Source organism: Citricoccus sp. SGAir0253 (assembly GCF_005877055.1).
Classification (GTDB): Bacteria; Actinomycetota; Actinomycetes; order Actinomycetales; family Micrococcaceae; genus Citricoccus.
Map to the genome: position 1 here is coordinate 2164694 of NZ_CP039424.1, position 16034 is coordinate 2180727.

The window sequence follows — 16034 nt, forward strand, 5'->3', positions numbered from 1 at the left end:
CACGACTGCTTCCTTCTCGTTGGGCCGGGCGCGCCGGCACGGGCGCGCGGTGGGTTCCTTGACGGACCCGGTGGACAGCGTCGGAGCGCTGGGGCGCCGGGAGGGGTGAGTCCATCATAGGACCCGGTCACCGCCCGGCGCCGATGGCCGGCAGGCCGCGGCCCGCTCAGACGGCGGCGGCGATCGCGTCCCCGACCTGCGCGGTCGTGCGCGGGCCGGACTGGGCCGAGCCGGCCTCGCCGCGGGCGGCGATGTCCGCCCACACGGCCTCGTTGATCCGCTTGGCGGCGTCCGCCCGGCCGGCCTGCTCCAGCAGCAGCGCGCCCGAGAGGATCGCGGCGGTGGGGTCGGCCTTCTGCTGGCCGGCGATGTCCGGGGCCGAGCCGTGGACCGGCTCGAACATGGACGGCGCCGTGCCGGAGATGTTGAGGTTGCCGGAGGCCGCCAGGCCGATCCCGCCGGTGACGGCGGCGGCCAGGTCCGTGAGGATGTCGCCGAAGAGGTTGTCCGTGACGATCACGTCGAAGCGGGCCGGGTCCGTGGTCAGGTAGATGGTGGCCGCGTCCACGTGCATGTAGTCGTGGGTGACGTCCGGGAACTCGGCGGCCACGGCCTCCACGGTGCGCCGCCACAGGTGCCCGGCGTGCACCAGGACGTTGTGCTTGTGCACGAGCGAGACGTGCCGGCGGGGACGCGAGTCCGCCAGGGCGAACGCGTGGCGCACCACGCGCTCCACGCCGAAGGCGGTGTTGATGGAGACCTCGGTGGCGATCTCCTGGGGCGTGCCGGTGCGGATCGCCCCGCCGTTGCCCACGTAGGGCCCCTCGGTGCCCTCGCGCACCACCACGAAGTCGATGTCCCCGGGCTCGGCCAGCGGGCTCGGCACCCCCGGGTACAGCCGGGCGGGGCGCAGGTTCACGCCGTGGTCCAGGGTGAACCGCAGGCGCAGGAGCAGCTCGCGCTCGATCAGGCCCGAGGGGATCCGGGTGTCGTTGGGGTCCGCGCCCACCGCGCCGAACAGGATCGCGTCGTGGCCGCGCAGGCGCTCCAGCGTCTCGTCCGTGAGGGTCTCGCCGGTCTCGAGCCAGTGGGCCGCCCCGAGGGAGTACTCGGTGGCCCGGATCTCCGGGTCGCCCGCCTGCGCCGTGGCGGCCCGCATCACCTTGAGCGCCTCGGCCGTGACCTCGGGGCCGATCCCGTCCCCGCCGATCACGGCGAGGTCCAGGACGCCGGGGGTGCTGCCGGTGGCGGACGGGGCGGACGTGGAGGCCGGGAAGGAGACGCGTTCCATGCCGTTCAGGCTAGGCCGCGCCCCGTCCGGAGGTCCACCATGTGGTCCCTCCGTCCACCATGTGGACGCCACTCCGCCCCCGCCCATGCCTCATCCCCTCCCTTGACTTTGCGGGCAGGAACCACCGGTGGTTCCTGCCCGCAAAGTCATCGGGGGTGGGAGGGTGACCGGTCAGCCGGCCTCGGGCTCCTCGTGCCGGGGGAAGACGGGCACCGGGGCGGGCAGCGCGGTGCCCGGGACGAGGGCCTCGTCCCAGGCCGCGAAGGACCGCGGGCCGGTGGCCGAGGAACCGGTGCGGCCGGCGTCGCCCCCGGCCGCCACGCCGAGCAGGTCCAGCAGGCGCGTGGCCGAGCCCGGCATCACGGGCTGGACCAGCAGCGCCACCCGGCGCACGGTCTCCAGGGTCACGTACAGCACCGTGGCCATCCGGTCCGGGTCCGTCTTGCGCAGCACCCACGGCTGCTGCTCGGCGAAGTAGGCGTTCGCCTCGCCGAGCACGGCCCACGTGGTCTCCAGCGCGTGGTGGAAGTCCTGCACGGCGAAGTCCGCCCGGGCGGTCTCCAGCAGCCCGGACGCCCGGTCCAGCAGGGACCGGTCCGCGGCGGTGTACTCCCCCGGCTCCGGCACGGCGCCGCCGAGGTTCTTGGCCACCATGGACAGAGACCGCTGGGCGAGGTTGCCCAGGTTGTTGGCCAGGTCCGCGTTCTTGCGGCCCACCACCGCGTCGTGGCTGTAGGAGCCGTCCGCGCCGAAGGGGAACTCGCGCAGCAGGAAGAACCGCACGGCGTCCAGGCCGTAGTGGGCCACCCAGTCGGCGGGGGCCACCACGTTGCCCAGCGACTTGGACATCTTCTGGCCCTCGTTGTTGAGGAAGCCGTGGATCATGACCCGCCGCGGCAGCTCCAGGCCGGCGCTCATGAGGAAGGCGGGCCAGAAGATGCAGTGGAACCGGGAGATGTCCTTGCCGATGACGTGCAGGTCCGCGGGCCAGTACCGGCCGAACCGCTCCGAGCCGGTATCCGGGAAGCCCGCGCCGGTGAGGTAGTTCGTCAGCGCGTCCACCCACACGTACATCACGTGCTCGCGGCTCGGCGTCACCGGCTGCCCGTCCGGCCCGACGGCGGTCCCGCCGGCCGGGGCGGGCACGTCGATGCCCCAGTCGAAGGAGGTGCGGGAGATGGACAGGTCCTCCAGGCCGGACTCGACGAAGCGGATGACCTCGTTGAACCGGTACTGCGGCGCGGCGAACTGCGGCCGGGTGCGGTACAGCTCGAGCAGCGGCTCCTGGTACCTCGAGAGGCGGAAGAAGTAGCTCTCCTCCTCCGTCCACGTCACCTCGGTGCCGGTCTCGGTGGCGTACCGCACACCGTCCTCACCCACGTGGGTCTCGTCCTCGCCGAAGAACCGCTCGTCCCGCACCGAGTACCAGCCGGCGTAGCTGCCGAGGTAGATGTCCCCCGCGGCCTCCATCCGACGCCAGATCTCCTGCACGGACGCGCGGTGGTCGGCGTCCGTGGTGCGGATGAACCGGTCGTAGGACACGTCCAGCACGTCGTCGTCCACCGCCTGGAAGGCCGCTGCGTTGCGCGTGGCCAGCTCCAGCGGGGTGATGCCCTCCGCCTCGGCGGTCTGCTGCATCTTCTGGCCGTGCTCGTCCGTGCCGGTCAGGAAGAACACGTCCTTGCCGTCCAGCCGCTGGAACCGGGCCATGACGTCGGCGCCCACGTACTCGTAGGCGTGGCCGATGTGCGGCTCGCCGTTCGGGTACGAGATGGCCGTGGACAGGAAGTAGCTCTCGGACACGGGCGCTCAGTCCTCCAGGTCGATGCCGGCGACCCGGGAGGCGCCGATGGCCCGGCCGAGCTCCTCGGCGACGCCGGCCGGCACGGCCGCGTCCAGGGTCAGCAGGGCCAGGGCCTCGCCGCCCTCGACCTGGCGGGAGACGTCCATGCCGGCGATGTTCACGCCGGCGTCCCCGAGCATCTTGCCGATCGTGCCGATCACGCCCGGGCGGTCCGCGTAGCGGAAGACCAGCAGGTGCTCGGCGAGGGGCACCTCGAGCTCGTAGCCGTCGATCCCCACGACCTTCTGGACCTGCTTGGGGCCGGTCAGGGTGCCGGCCACGGACAGCTGGGTGCCGTTGGAGGTGGCGCCCTTGACCGTGACGGTGTTGCGGTAGGCCGGGGACTCCGAGGTGGTCGTCAGGCGGGACTCGACGCCACGCTGCTCGGCCAGGACCGGGGCGTTGACGTAGGAGACCTGGTCGGAGACCACGTCCGTGAACACGCCCTTGAGCGCGGCCAGCTGCAGGGACTTCACGTCCTTGTCCGCGATCTCGCCGGCGACCTCGAGCTCCACGACGGTCAGGGAGTCCCCGACGGACAGCGCGGTGAGGATCCGGCCGAGCTTCTCCGCCAGCGGGATCCCCGGACGCACGTCCTCGTGGATGACGCCGCCGGCGACGTTGACCGCGTCGGGGACGAGCTCGCCGGCCAGGGCCAGGCGCACGGACTTGGCCACCGAGACGCCGGCCTTCTCCTGGGCCTCCGTGGTGGAGGCGCCCAGGTGCGGGGTCACCACGGCGTTGTCGTGGGCGAAGAACGGCAGGTCGATCGCCGGCTCGGAGGAGAACACGTCGATCGCGGCGCCGCCGATGGCGCCGGAGGCCAGGGCGCGCTCCAGCGCGTCCTCGTCGATGAGCCCGCCGCGGGCCACGTTGACGACGAAGGCGGTGTCCTTCATCCGGGCGAACTGGTCGTCCGAGATCATCCCCACCGTCTCCGGGGTCTTCGGCATGTGGATGGTGATGAAGTCCGCCTCGGCCAGCAGCTCGTCCAGGCCCAGCAGGCGCGCGCCCATCTGCTGGGCACGGGCGGAGGTGACGTAGGGGTCGTAGGCCAGGATCTCCATGCCGAAGGAGCGCATGCGCTCGGCCACGAGGGAGCCGATGCGGCCCAGGCCGATGATGCCGAGCTTCTTCTCGTACAGCTCGACGCCCGAGTACTTCGAGCGCTTCCACTCCCCGCCCTTCAGGGCGCGGTTGGCCGGGGCGATGTTGCGGGCCACGCCGAGGATGTGGCCGCAGGTCAGCTCCGCGGCGGAGAGGATGTTGGAGGTCGGGGCGTTGACGACCATGACGCCGGCCTGGGTGGCGGCCTTGGTGTCCACGTTGTCCAGCCCGACGCCGGCGCGGGCGATGACCTTCAGCTTCGGGGCCGCGGCGATCGCCTCGGCGTCCATCTTCGTGGCGGACCGGATCAGCACGGCGTCGGCCTCCGGCAGGGCGGCCAGCAGCTGTCCGCGGTCGGAACCGTCCGTGGTCCTGATCTCGAAGTCCGGACCGAGGGCGTCCACGGTGGCCGGGGAGAGTTCTTCAGCGATGAGGACGACGGGCTTGGTTTCAGACACGGGACAATCACCTTCGGGTAGACAGTGGCGCCGGCACGGTACAGGTCGGCCGTTCCCGATTCTAGGACCTGCCGCGGCACCGGCCCGAACTTCGCCGGGGTGCGACGGGAACGACGACGGCCCCCCGCCGTGGGCGGGGGGCCGTCGCGGACCGGCAGGACCGGGCCGAGGGGGCGGCTCAGCGGGCCGCGGTGCCCTCGGTGTAGTCGTCGTCGGAGTCCTTCAGCCAGGAGAACATCTGGCGCAGCTCGCGACCGGTCTTCTCGATCGGGTGGGCCTCGCCCTCGGCGCGCAGCTTCTTGAACTCCGGGGCCCCGGCGGCCTGGTCGTCCATGAAGCGCTTGGCGAAGGTGCCGTCCTGGATGTCGGCCAGCACGGCCTTCATGTTCTCCTTGACGTGCGGGTCGATCACGCGCGGGCCGGAGACGTAGTCGCCGTACTCGGCGGTGTCCGAGACGGACCAGCGCTGCTTGGCGATGCCGCCCTCGACCATCAGGTCCACGATGAGCTTGAGCTCGTGCAGGACCTCGAAGTAGGCGATCTCCGGCTGGTAGCCGGCCTCGGTGAGGGTCTCGAAGCCGTACTGGATCAGCTTGGAGGCGCCGCCGCACAGCACGGCCTGCTCGCCGAAGAGGTCGGTCTCGGTCTCCTCGGTGAAGGTGGTCTCGATGACGCCGGCGCGGGTGCCGCCGATGCCCCGGGCGTAGGACAGCGCGAGGGCCTTGGCGTTGCCGGTGGCGTCCTGCTCCACGGCGATGAGGGCCGGCACGCCGCGGCCGGCCTCGAACTCGCGGCGGACCACGTGGCCCGGGCCCTTGGGGGCGACCAGGGCGACGTCCACGCCGGCCGGCGGCTGGATGAAGCCGAAGCGGATGTTGAAGCCGTGCGCGAAGAACAGGGCGTCGCCGTCCTGCAGGTTCGGCGCGATGTGCTCGTTGTACACGGCGGCCTGGACCTGGTCCGGGGTCAGGATCATGATGAGGTCCGCCTCGGCGGCGGCCTCGGCCACGGAGACGACGCGCAGGCCCTCGGCCTCGGCCTTGGCGCGGGACGTGGAGCCCTCGGCCAGGCCGATGCGGACGTCGACGCCGGAGTCGCGCAGGCTCAGCGAGTGGGCGTGGCCCTGGGAGCCGTAGCCGATGACGGCGACGGTGCGGCCCTGGATGATCGACAGGTCGGCGTCGTCCTCGTAGTACTTCGTGGTCACAGGAGATCTCCTCGTGGTGTTGGGGTCGTTGGGGTCGGAAGAAGGGTGGGGCGCGTCCGGCCCGGGCCGTGGGCCTCGGGAGGAAGCGCCCGGGACGTGGCGCTCAGGACTTGGCCAGGGCTCGGTCGGTCATCGACTTGCCCCCGCGCCCGACGGCGATGGTCCCGGAGCGCACGAGCTCGCGGATCCCGAAGGGCTCGAGGACCTCGAGCAGGGCGGCGAGCTTGTCCGCGGCGCCGGTGGCCTCGATGGTCACCGAGTCGGTGGACACGTCCACCACCGAGGCGCGGAACAGCTCGACGGCCTGGACCACCTGCGAGCGGGTGGCGGCGTCGGAGCGGACCTTGACCAGCAGGTGGTCGCGCTGGACCGAGTTGCCGGCGCTGAGCTCGACGATCTTGATGACGTTGACGAGCTTGTTCAGCTGCTTCGTCACCTGCTCGAGCAGGTCGCCCTCGGCGTCCACCACCACGGTGATCCGGGACAGGCCCTCGATCTCCGAGGTGCCGACCGCGAGGGAGTGGATGTTGAACGCCCGTCGGGCGAAGAGGCTCGCGACGCGCGTCAGCACGCCGGGCACGTCCTCCACCAGGACGGACAGGGTGTGTCGTGCCATGGGTCAGTCCTCCTCGTCCCAGTCCGGGGTCATGTCCCGGGCCACCTGGATCTCGTCGTTGCTCACGCCGGCGGGCACCATGGGCCAGACCATGGAGTCCCGCGAGACCACGAAGTCCACGACCACGGGGCGGTCGTTGACGGCCATGGCCTGCTCGATCGTGGCGTCCAGGTCCTCCTCGCGGTCGCAGCGCAGCCCGAGGCAGCCGTAGGCCTCGGCGAGCTTGACGAAGTCCGGGACCCGGATGGTGTCGTGGCCGGTGTTCAGGTCCGTGTTGGAGTACCGGGACTCGTAGAACAGCGTCTGCCACTGGCGCACCATGCCGAGGGAGGAGTTGTTGATGACCGCGACCTTGATCGGGATGTCGTTGATCAGGCAGGTCGCCAGTTCCTGGTTGGTCATCTGGAAGCAGCCGTCGCCGTCGATCGCCCAGACCACGCGGTCCGGGTCCCCGACCTTGGCGCCCATGGCCGCCGGCACGGCGAAGCCCATGGTGCCCAGCCCGGCCGAGTTCAGCCACTGGTGCGGCCGCTCGTAGCGGATGAACTGGCTGGCCCACATCTGGTGCTGGCCCACGCCGGCCACGTACACGGCCTCCGGGCCGGAGTGGGCGTCGAGGCGCTCGATGACCTTCTGCGGGGACATCAGCCCGTCCGCGGTGGGCGTGTAGCCCATCGGGTAGGTCTCGCGCAGCCGGTCCAGCACGGTCCACCACTCGCCGAGGTCGGGGGCGCCGGCCTCCTCGCGCAGGTCGCGCACCGCCGCGGTCAGCTCGGGGATGATCTCCTTGACGGAGCCGACGATCGGCACGTCCGCGGTCCGGTTCTTCGAGATCTCGGCCGGGTCGATGTCCGCGTGGATGACCTTGGCCCGCGGCGCGAAGCTGGACAGCAGCCCGGTGACGCGGTCGTCGAAGCGGGCCCCGAGGGTGATCAGCAGGTCGGACATCTGCAGCGCGGAGACGGCGGCCACGGAGCCGTGCATGCCCGGCATGCCCAGGTGCTGGCGGTGCGAGTCCGGGAACACGCCCCGCGCGGTGAGCGTGGTGACCACGGGGGCGCCGGTCAGCTCGGCCAGCTCGGCCAGCTCGGCGCTGGCGTGGCCGCGGGAGACGCCGCCGCCCACGTAGAGCACGGGGCGCTCGGCGTGCTGGATGAGCCGGGCCGCCTCGCGGACCTGCTTCGAGTGCCCGCGCACGACCGGGCGGTAGCCGGGCAGGTCGATCCGCGGCGGCCAGGAGAACTCCATCTGCGCCTGCTGGGCGTCCTTGGCCACGTCCACCAGCACGGGGCCGGGCCGGCCGGTCGTGGCGATGTGGAAGGCCTCGGCCAGCGCCTGCGGGATGTCCTGGGCCTTGGTCACCAGGCGGGAGTGCTTGGTGATCGGCATCGTGATGCCGACGATGTCCGCCTCCTGGAAGGCGTCCGTGCCGATGGCGCTCGAGGAGACCTGGCCGGTGATGAACACGCAGGCCTCGGAGTCCATGTGGGCGTCCGCGATCGCGGTGACGAGGTTCGTGGCGCCCGGGCCCGAGGTGGCGATCGCCACGCCGGGCCGGCCGGTGGCCAGGTAGTACCCCTGGGCCGCGTGCCCGGCGCCCTGCTCGTGGCGCACGAGGACGTGGCGGATGGTCGGGGAGTCCATCAGCGGGTCGTAGGTGGGCAGGATCGCCCCGCCCGGGAGGCCGAAGACGTCGGTGACGCCGAGCTCCTCCAGGGACCTGACGATGGCCTGCGAACCGGTCATGGCGACCGGTTCGACGACGCGGTTGGGCCCGGGGACCAGGCTCTCGCTCGGGGAGTCGTTCCGGTCCCGCTGGTCGCGGGGCGCATGGGACGTCATCACCGACGGGGTGATGCGGGATCCGTTACTCATTGCTGTGCCTTCTTGCCTCGTACTGGCGTGTCCGGTGTACGGCTGTGTACCTCTGGTGCCCGTCGCGGGTGTCCCCCGTGGCGTCCGCCTGCCGGCGGAGCAGTCCGTGGCGCCGATGTGGTGGCCGGCGCCATGCTTGCTGTCCAACAAAAAGACCCCGGGGGCGGCCGGTCGGCTCGCTCGGGGTCTCGCGCGTGGCGGCGGGCGGACCCGCCGGCCGAACCGTGGTTCAGGCCCCGCGCTGGCTGACGACGACTAGTCGCATGTCGGACATGTGCATCAGTATTCCCGAGCGGTCGGCCGGGTGCCAATCGCCCCCGCCCGTGTCTCACATCGTGAGACGGGTGTCCGCTCCGTGGACAGCGCCGGGGTGCGGCGCCGCCCACGGAGCGGGCCGGCTCAGCCCAGGTACGCGCCCTCGGCGGCGGAGTGGACGAGCTTGGCGTACTTGCCCAGCACACCCGTGGTGAACTTCGGCGGCAGGGGCTCCCAGTCCGCGCGGCGCCCGGCCAGCTCGTCCTCCGGCACCAGCAGGTCCAGGGTGCGCGCGGCGATGTCCACGCGGATCCGGTCCCCGTCGCGCACGAAGGCGATGGGGCCGCCGTCGGCGGCCTCCGGGGCGATGTGGCCGATGCACAGGCCGGTCGTCCCGCCCGAGAACCGGCCGTCGGTGAGCAGCAGGACGTCCTTGCCCAGGCCCGCGCCCTTGATGGCGCCGGTGATGGCCAGCATCTCGCGCATGCCCGGGCCGCCCTTGGGGCCCTCGTAGCGGATGACGACGACGTCCCCGGCCTGCAGGGTGCCCGCCTCGAGGGCGTCCATCGCTTGGCGCTCGCGCTCGAACACGCGGGCCGTGCCCTCGAAGACGTCGGCGTCGAAGCCGGCGGACTTGACCACGGCGCCGTCCGGGGCGAGCGAGCCCTTGAGCACGGCGAGCCCGCCGTTGTGGTGCAGCGGGTCGTCCAGGGCGCGCAGGACCTTGCCGTCCGGGTCCGGCGGGTTGATGCCGGCCAGGTTCTCGGCCACGGTCTTGCCCGTGACGGTCAGGGCGTCGCCGTGGACCAGCCCGGCGTCCAGCAGCGCCTTCATGACCACCGGGACGCCGCCGACCTTGTCCACGTCCGTCATGACGTACTGGCCGAAGGGCTTGAGGTCGCCCAGGTGCGGGACGCGGTCGCCGATCCGGTTGAAGTCGTCCAGGGTCAGGTCCACGCCGGCCTCGCGGGCGATCGCCAGCAGGTGCAGGACGGCGTTGGAGGAGCCGCCGAAGGCCATGGTCACGGCGATCGCGTTCTCGAACGCCTTCTTGGTCATGATGTCCCGCGCGGTGATGCCCAGGCGCAGCAGGTTGACGACGGCCTCGCCCGACTGGCGGGAGAAGGAGTCACGCCGGCGGTCCGCCGAGGGCGGGGCCGCGGAGCCCGGCAGGGACATGCCCAGCGCCTCGCCGATGCAGGCCATGGTGTTGGCGGTGTACATGCCGCCGCACGCGCCCTCGCCCGGGCAGATGGCCCGCTCGATGGCGTCCAGGTCCTTCTCGCTCATCAGCCCGCGGGCGCACGCGCCCACGGCCTCGAAGGCGTCGATCAGCGTGACCTGCTTCTCGGTGCCGTCCTCGAGCTTGGCGTAGCCGGGCATGATGGACCCGGCGTAGACGAACACGCTCGAGACGTCGAGGCGGGCCGCCGCCATCAGCATGCCCGGCAGGGACTTGTCGCAGCCGGCCAGCAGCACGGAGCCGTCGAGGCGCTCGGCCTGCATCACGGTCTCGACCGAGTCGGCGATAACCTCGCGGGAGACGAGCGAGTAGTGCATGCCGTCGTGGCCCATGGAGATGCCGTCCGAGACGGAGATGGTGCCGAACTCCAGCGGGTAGCCGCCCCCCGCGTGCACGCCCTCCTTGGAGGCCTGCGCCAGCCGGTCCAGGGACAGGTTGCACGGGGTGATCTCGTTCCACGAGCTGGCGATGCCGATCTGCGGCTTGGCGAAGTCCTCGTCCCCCATGCCGACCGCTCGCAGCATGCCACGGGCCGGAGCGCGCTCCATGCCGTCGGTCACCGCCCGGGAGCGGGGCTTGATGTCCGGGGTGCGGTCCGCGGCGGCGTCCTGGCCGTCTCGACCGCCGGGAAGGGTCGTGTCTGCGCTGGGGCTGGTCATGGCGACCATCCTAGGGCGGGGGGCCGCCCCGCAGGGCGCACGTGACGCGCCGGCCCCCGGCGCGGGGTGCGCGTGACGACGGGTGTCGGGTCCCTCCGGGCCGCCCGGGGGGCGGTCCGTAGACTGGGCGGCATGAACGGCGAGGACCTCAAGCAGCTGCTCCGCGGGGCGTTCGACGCCCGGGTCCTCAACTACGGGGACTTCAACCTCGTCTACGGCCAGCCCTCCGGCAGCGGCGCGGCCTGGGTGATCGGCTACCGGCACCAGCCCCTGGAGATGCTGCTGTGCCCCGTGGAGCTCGGGACGCTGCCGGAGGTCCCGGTCGCGGACGGCATCGCCACGGTGGCCCTGGACAACGTCGCCACGCTCGCGGACACCGGCACCGGCTACCAGGTGGAGACCGTCACCGGCTTCCGCACGTGGTTCGAGGTCACCGGTGCGCCCCGCGTCCCGCTGCCGGGGCGGATGCGCGACGGCGGCCCCACCGGGGACGGCGACGGCACCGTGGTGGTCCACCAGGAGGAGGACGCCGAGGACTTCCACCAGTTCATGACCCACTTCATGGACACCCTCGACTCGTACTACCGGCTCCCACGCGCCTGACGGCCGACTGCGGGTCCTCCCGCCGCGGGACGGCGTGCTGGGACGTGCGGCAGGGCCCCGACCGGGGACGTGACGGAGATCTCCCCCGCCCCGGTTTCGCGTCCGGGCCAGATCTCTGCTAGAGTCTTTCCTCGTTGCACGGACCGGTTTCCGGCCCCGCACACTGCGCCTCTAGCTCAACTGGCAGAGCAATTGACTCTTAATCAATGGGTTCCGGGTTCGAGTCCCGGGGGGCGCACCACACGGACCATCCCGCCCGGGATGGCACGCAGGAGGCCCCGGTCGTTCGACCGGGGCCTCCTGCGTTTCCCGGCCCCGCCGTCCTTCCCTGGCGGCCCCTCCGCCGGCCTCCACCCCACTCCCCCCGCCACGTGCTCCGGGGCCGGCCCCGGAGCGGGCACACCCTAACGGCACCTACCGCCCACTCCGGGTCTTACCGTGTCCGGGCAAGCGTGCCACGATGGGCGTGTTCCCGCGCCGGTCCGCTGAAAGGTGCACCCCCGTGACACGTCGATGGGCGCCCGCGCTCGCAGCACTGGCCTCCCTGGCGGTCCTGGCCTCCACCGGCGGGATCGCCCCCGCCTCGACCCCGCGGACGGAGCCGGCGACCCGCGCCACCCTCTCCCTGCCAGCGCGTCCCGGCACCGCCGCCGCGGCGCCCGCGGTCGTGCGTGCCGACGCCGGTCCGGCGCTGGCGGCGGCCCGGGGCCCGGTGGGGCCCGTGGCCGGCCCGGGGGTCGGTCCGGCCACCGGCGCGCAGGACCTGGCCGGCCGGGCCACCCTGGTGGCGTCCTGGTCCCCACGGCGCCTCCTCGCCGGCTACACCGGCGAGGTGCCCCCCTCCGTCCACGCCGGCCCGGTCGTGGTGACCGGGCCCGCGCTGGACCACCCGGTCGCCGGCCCCTTCATCCTCAGCTCGGCGTTCGGCTGGCGGGTCAACCCCACGGACGTCGGCCCGGCGCTGCAGTTCCACGTCGGCCAGGACTACGCGGTCGCGTGCGGCACCCCCGTCCACGCCGCGGCCGACGGCACGGTGACGTCCGCCGGGTTCCGAGGCACGGGCGGGCTCCGGGTGGACGTGCGCCACGACGGCCGGCTCGCCACCGCCTACCGGCACAACTCACGCCTCCTGGTCTCCCCCGGGGACCGGGTGGCCCGCGGGGACGTGATCGCCCTGGCCGGGACGACCGGCAACTCGACGGGCTGCCACGTGCACTTCGACACCCTGGTGGACGGGCTCCACGTGGACCCCGCGCTGCTGCTGCCGCCGGTGCCGGGCCAGCCGCGGCCCCTGTCCCCCGAGCACCTCGACCGCGCCCGGGACCGGGCCGGCCTCCCCCGCCTCGCCGCCGACGTGCGGGACCCCGAGGGACGGCCCACGGCCGGCGGGGAGGACGGCGGCCCTCCGGCGCCGCGGCCGGTGCGGACCGCGCCGTCCGCCCCCTCACCGAGGCCGTCCGGGGCCCGGGCCGAGGAGGGCACGCAGCCGGTACGCCCGCGGCCCGCCGCGCCGAGCGCGCCGGCGTCCGGTGCCCGCCCCGGCCCGACTCCCACCCCGAGCCCCAGCCCGACCACCGGCCCGGCCCCCGCCCCGGCCCCCACGAGGGCCCCCGCCGTCGAGCCGGCCGCCCGGCCCCCGGCGCGGCCCGCCGCGACGTCCTCGCCATCGCCCTCGCCATCGCCCTCGCCATCGCCCTCGCCGACGACGCCGCGGCCGTCGCCCACCTCACCCACCACCGCACCCTCGCCCACCCCGTCGCCGACCCCCACCCCGTCGCCGGAGCCGACGGGATCCGCGGGGCCCACCTCGCCCGCCGCCAGCCCGACGCCGACCCCCACCCCGAGCCCCACGCCCGCCCCGACGTCGGACCCTTTCCCGAGCCCCACGCCCGCCCCGACGTCGGCCCCCGCCCCGAGCCCCACGCCCACCGCCGCACCGGGCGGGACAGCCGCCCCGGTCCCGCCTCCCCCGGCCCTGTCCGCGGCCGAGGCGGCCCAGTGGTGCCTGCCCGCCACCGACGACGCCCGGCCCCCCACCCTGGCGGGCCTCTCCGCGCGGGAGCTGACGGAGTCCGTGGCCGTGCTCGACGCCGGCGGCACGCCCGTGCCGGTGACCGCTGCGACCCTGGCCGAGGTCGCCCCGGGAGCCGCCTGGCTGGATGCCCTGCCCTCCTGCACGAACGCCGACTTCCTCCGGGCCGCGCGGCAGGCCCGGACCGCGGGCTGACCCAGCGGGTCCCGCGGCGGGCGCCCTCGCCGCCTCCTCGCCGCCCACGCCCTACAGTGGTGCCATGACCACTCCCCAGCGCCTGGAACAGGGCGACACCGCGCCCGCCTTCACCCTCGACGACCAGGACGGCAACGCCGTCTCGCTGGCCGACTTCGCCGGCCGCCGCGTCATCGTGTACTTCTACCCGGCCGCCGCCACCCCCGGGTGCACCACCCAGGCGTGCGACTTCCGCGACAACCTCAACGCCTTCGCGGGCGAGGGCTTCGCCGTGGTGGGCATCTCCCCGGACGCCCCGGCCAAGCTGCAGAAGTTCGCGGCGGCGGAGGGGCTGACGTTCCCCCTGCTCTCGGACGCCGACCACGCCGTGGCCGAGGCCTACGGCGCGTGGGGGGAGAAGAAGAACTACGGCAAGACCTACGAGGGGCTGATCCGCTCCACCGTCGTGGTGGGCCGGGACGGCACCGTGGAGCTCGCGCAGTACAACGTCCGGGCCACGGGCCACGTGGCCAAGCTGCGCCGCGACCTCGGCCTCGACTGACCGGTCCCGGCCGCCTCGCCCCCACCGCGCGGGGAGGCGGCCGACCGCCTCCGGGGCGCCGGGCCACCGGGTAGGATGGGCCGTTGTCCCCGTCCCCGCGGGGGCCCGCGGGCGTGGCGAAATTGGCAGACGCGCTGGATTTAGGTTCCAGTGTCTTCGGACGTGGGGGTTCAAGTCCCCCCGCCCGCACGATGACGCGTCCCCGGCGACGCGGACGCAGGGTGCCGGGGACACCCGGACCGGGGGCCGCCCGCCGGCAGCGGCCCGCACGCCGGGGGACGCGAGGGCACGCCAGACACGCCAGACACGCCAGGACAGGGAGGCCCCACCGAGTGGACATCTCGCGTCGGACGGTGCTCACCTCCCTGGCGGCGGCCGTCGCCCTGCCCCTCACCGGTTGCGCGGCACAGATCCGCGCCGAGTCCGCCTCCGGCCCGGCCGGGACGCCCGCCACCCCGGCCCCGACCGTCCCCGTGACCATCGGGGTACCCGCCGGCCCGCTGACGCTCGACCCGGCCCTGGCCGTGGATGCCGAGTCCCACCGCTGCACGCGCCAGGTCCTGGAGACCCTGCTGGGCGTGGACCCCAACACCGGCGCCCCCGTCCCGCTGCTGGCCAGCGACTGGCGCGTGAGCGGGGACGGCCGCCGCTACACCTTCTCCCTCGAGCCGGGCGTCGTCTTCCAGGACGGCACCGCGCTGGACGCCGACACGGTGGCGGCCAACTTCGAGCGGTGGGCCCGCCTGCCGGAGTTGCTCGGGCGCCGGCGGATGGCCGCCCTGCCGCACCTGTCCTTCGCCTCGGTCTTCGGCGGTTACGCCGGCGACGACGGCTGCCGCTACGTCGAGTGCCAGCCCGTGGGTACCCGCACCGTCAGCCTCGTGCTGCGCGAGCCCATCGTCTTCCTCCCCGCGGCCCTGGCGGCCCCCGCGTTCGCCCTCAGCTCTCCCCCCTCCTGGGCCGCCTTCGACGACGCGCTGGCCGCCACGCCCGGGGACGCCCTGCCCCCCGCCCGTCCGGCCGGCACCGGGCCGTTCCGCTGGCCGGCCGCCGTCGCCCCGGACGGCACCGCAGGCCCCGACGGCGGCGCGGCCGGGTCCGCGGGCGGCACCACCGCCGCGGACGCCACGACCGGCGGGGACCCGGCCGGGGCGGACGCCCTCGTGCTCGAGGCCGACCCGGACTACCGGGGCGGGGCCTCCGCCGTCGGCCCCGTCACGCTGGCCGTGGTGCCCGACGCCCACCAGCGGCTGCGCGAACTGCGCCGCGGCCGGCTGGACGCCTTCGACTACGTCACCCCCGACACGCTGCGCCCGCTCGTCCAGGGCGGGGCGCAGGTGCTGCAGCGGGACCCGCTCTCGGTGCTCTACCTCGGGATGAACGCGCGGCACCCGGTGATGCGCCAGCTCTACGTACGCCAGGCGGTGGCCCACGCCGTGGACCGCAGGGCGCTGGCCGAGGAGTGCTTCCTGGCCGGCTCCTCCGCCGCCCACGAGTTCGTCCCGCCCTCCCTCGGCGTGCAGAACCCGGAGCTGACCCGCTACGGGCACGACCCCGCCGAGGCCACGCGGCTGCTCGAGCTCGCCGGCTACCGCGGCGAGCCCCTCGACTTCCTCTACCCGGTGGAGACCTCCCGCCCCTACCTGCCCGCCCCCGAGGTGGTGTACGCGCGGATCGCCGGCGACCTCGCCGAGGCCGGGTTCGTCATCAACCCGGTCCCGGTGCCGTGGGAGGAGGGCTACCTCGCCCGGCTCGGGTCCGGCACGGACCGGGCGTTCCACCTCTCCGGCCGCACCGGTGAGTACCGTGATCCCCACCACTTCCTGCACCCGCTGTTCGGGCACGGCTCGGTGGAGTTCGGCTACGAGAACCCCATGGTGGTCGAGGCGCTGGACGACGCGGTGTCCGAGACCGTGCCCGAACGCCGCACGGCCCTGTACCAGAAGGCCGCGGAATCGCTGGCGCTGGACCTGCCGGCCCTGCCGCTCGCGTTCCCGATCTCGGCCGTGGCCACGGGTCACGACCTCGTCTCCTACCCCACCTCCCCGGTCCTGGACGAGCGGTTCGACCGCATCGTCCCCGTGGACCGACCGCACCCGACCCAGTAGT

General features: G+C 73.7%; 11 protein-coding genes and 2 tRNA genes. 6 read left to right on the top strand and 7 right to left on the bottom strand.

All coding sequences use genetic code 11. The annotated features are described in order from the left end of the window. Nucleotides 1-166: 166 nt before the first annotated feature. The 7 genes from E7744_RS09565 to ilvD form a co-directional block, all read right to left on the bottom strand. The gene (locus E7744_RS09565) at nucleotides 167-1291 is read right to left on the bottom strand and encodes a 3-isopropylmalate dehydrogenase (protein ID WP_137773912.1); all 1125 of its coding nucleotides are present in this window, start codon (nucleotides 1289-1291) and stop codon (nucleotides 167-169) included. A gap of 171 nt (nucleotides 1292-1462) precedes the next feature. Then, entirely contained in the window at nucleotides 1463-3094 is a 1632-nt protein-coding gene (metG, locus tag E7744_RS09570) for a methionine--tRNA ligase (RefSeq protein ID WP_137773913.1), read from the bottom strand. 6 nt (nucleotides 3095-3100) lie between these two features. After that, the gene (serA, locus tag E7744_RS09575; RefSeq protein ID WP_137773914.1) at nucleotides 3101-4699 is read right to left on the bottom strand and encodes a phosphoglycerate dehydrogenase; all 1599 of its coding nucleotides are present in this window, start codon (nucleotides 4697-4699) and stop codon (nucleotides 3101-3103) included. Between the two features lie 178 nt (nucleotides 4700-4877). Beyond that, entirely contained in the window at nucleotides 4878-5906 is a 1029-nt protein-coding gene (gene ilvC, locus E7744_RS09580) for a ketol-acid reductoisomerase (RefSeq protein WP_137773915.1), read from the bottom strand. A gap of 103 nt (nucleotides 5907-6009) precedes the next feature. Next, nucleotides 6010-6522, bottom strand: coding sequence for an acetolactate synthase small subunit (gene ilvN / locus E7744_RS09585; protein ID WP_137773916.1), 513 nt, complete (start codon nucleotides 6520-6522; stop codon nucleotides 6010-6012). A gap of 3 nt (nucleotides 6523-6525) precedes the next feature. Continuing rightward, nucleotides 6526-8364 (bottom strand): acetolactate synthase large subunit, encoded by a 1839-nt coding sequence (locus tag E7744_RS09590; protein WP_371415397.1) that lies wholly within the window; start codon nucleotides 8362-8364, stop codon nucleotides 6526-6528. 432 nt (nucleotides 8365-8796) lie between these two features. Then, nucleotides 8797-10554, bottom strand: coding sequence for a dihydroxy-acid dehydratase (gene ilvD, locus E7744_RS09595; protein WP_256376011.1), 1758 nt, complete (start codon nucleotides 10552-10554; stop codon nucleotides 8797-8799). 132 nt (nucleotides 10555-10686) lie between these two features. Between ilvD and E7744_RS09600 the strand changes: the two genes are divergently transcribed. The 6 genes from E7744_RS09600 to E7744_RS09625 all read left to right on the top strand — a co-directional run bounded on the left by E7744_RS09600 (nucleotide 10687) and on the right by E7744_RS09625 (nucleotide 16033). After that, entirely contained in the window at nucleotides 10687-11157 is a 471-nt protein-coding gene (locus E7744_RS09600) for a hypothetical protein (RefSeq protein ID WP_246858385.1), read from the top strand. Nucleotides 11158-11322: 165 nt separating this feature from the next. Then, nucleotides 11323-11398 (top strand) — tRNA-Lys (locus E7744_RS09605). 261 nt (nucleotides 11399-11659) lie between these two features. Next, nucleotides 11660-13384, top strand: coding sequence for a M23 family metallopeptidase (locus E7744_RS09610; RefSeq protein ID WP_137773918.1), 1725 nt, complete (start codon nucleotides 11660-11662; stop codon nucleotides 13382-13384). 64 nt (nucleotides 13385-13448) lie between these two features. Beyond that, the gene (gene bcp, locus E7744_RS09615; protein WP_137773919.1) at nucleotides 13449-13925 is read left to right on the top strand and encodes a thioredoxin-dependent thiol peroxidase; all 477 of its coding nucleotides are present in this window, start codon (nucleotides 13449-13451) and stop codon (nucleotides 13923-13925) included. Between the two features lie 107 nt (nucleotides 13926-14032). Then, nucleotides 14033-14114, top strand: a tRNA-Leu gene (locus E7744_RS09620). Between the two features lie 143 nt (nucleotides 14115-14257). Continuing rightward, a complete protein-coding gene (locus E7744_RS09625) occupies nucleotides 14258-16033 on the top strand; it encodes an ABC transporter substrate-binding protein (protein ID WP_137773920.1) in 1776 nt (591 codons plus the stop codon). The last annotated feature ends 1 nt before the right edge of the window (nucleotide 16034 follow it).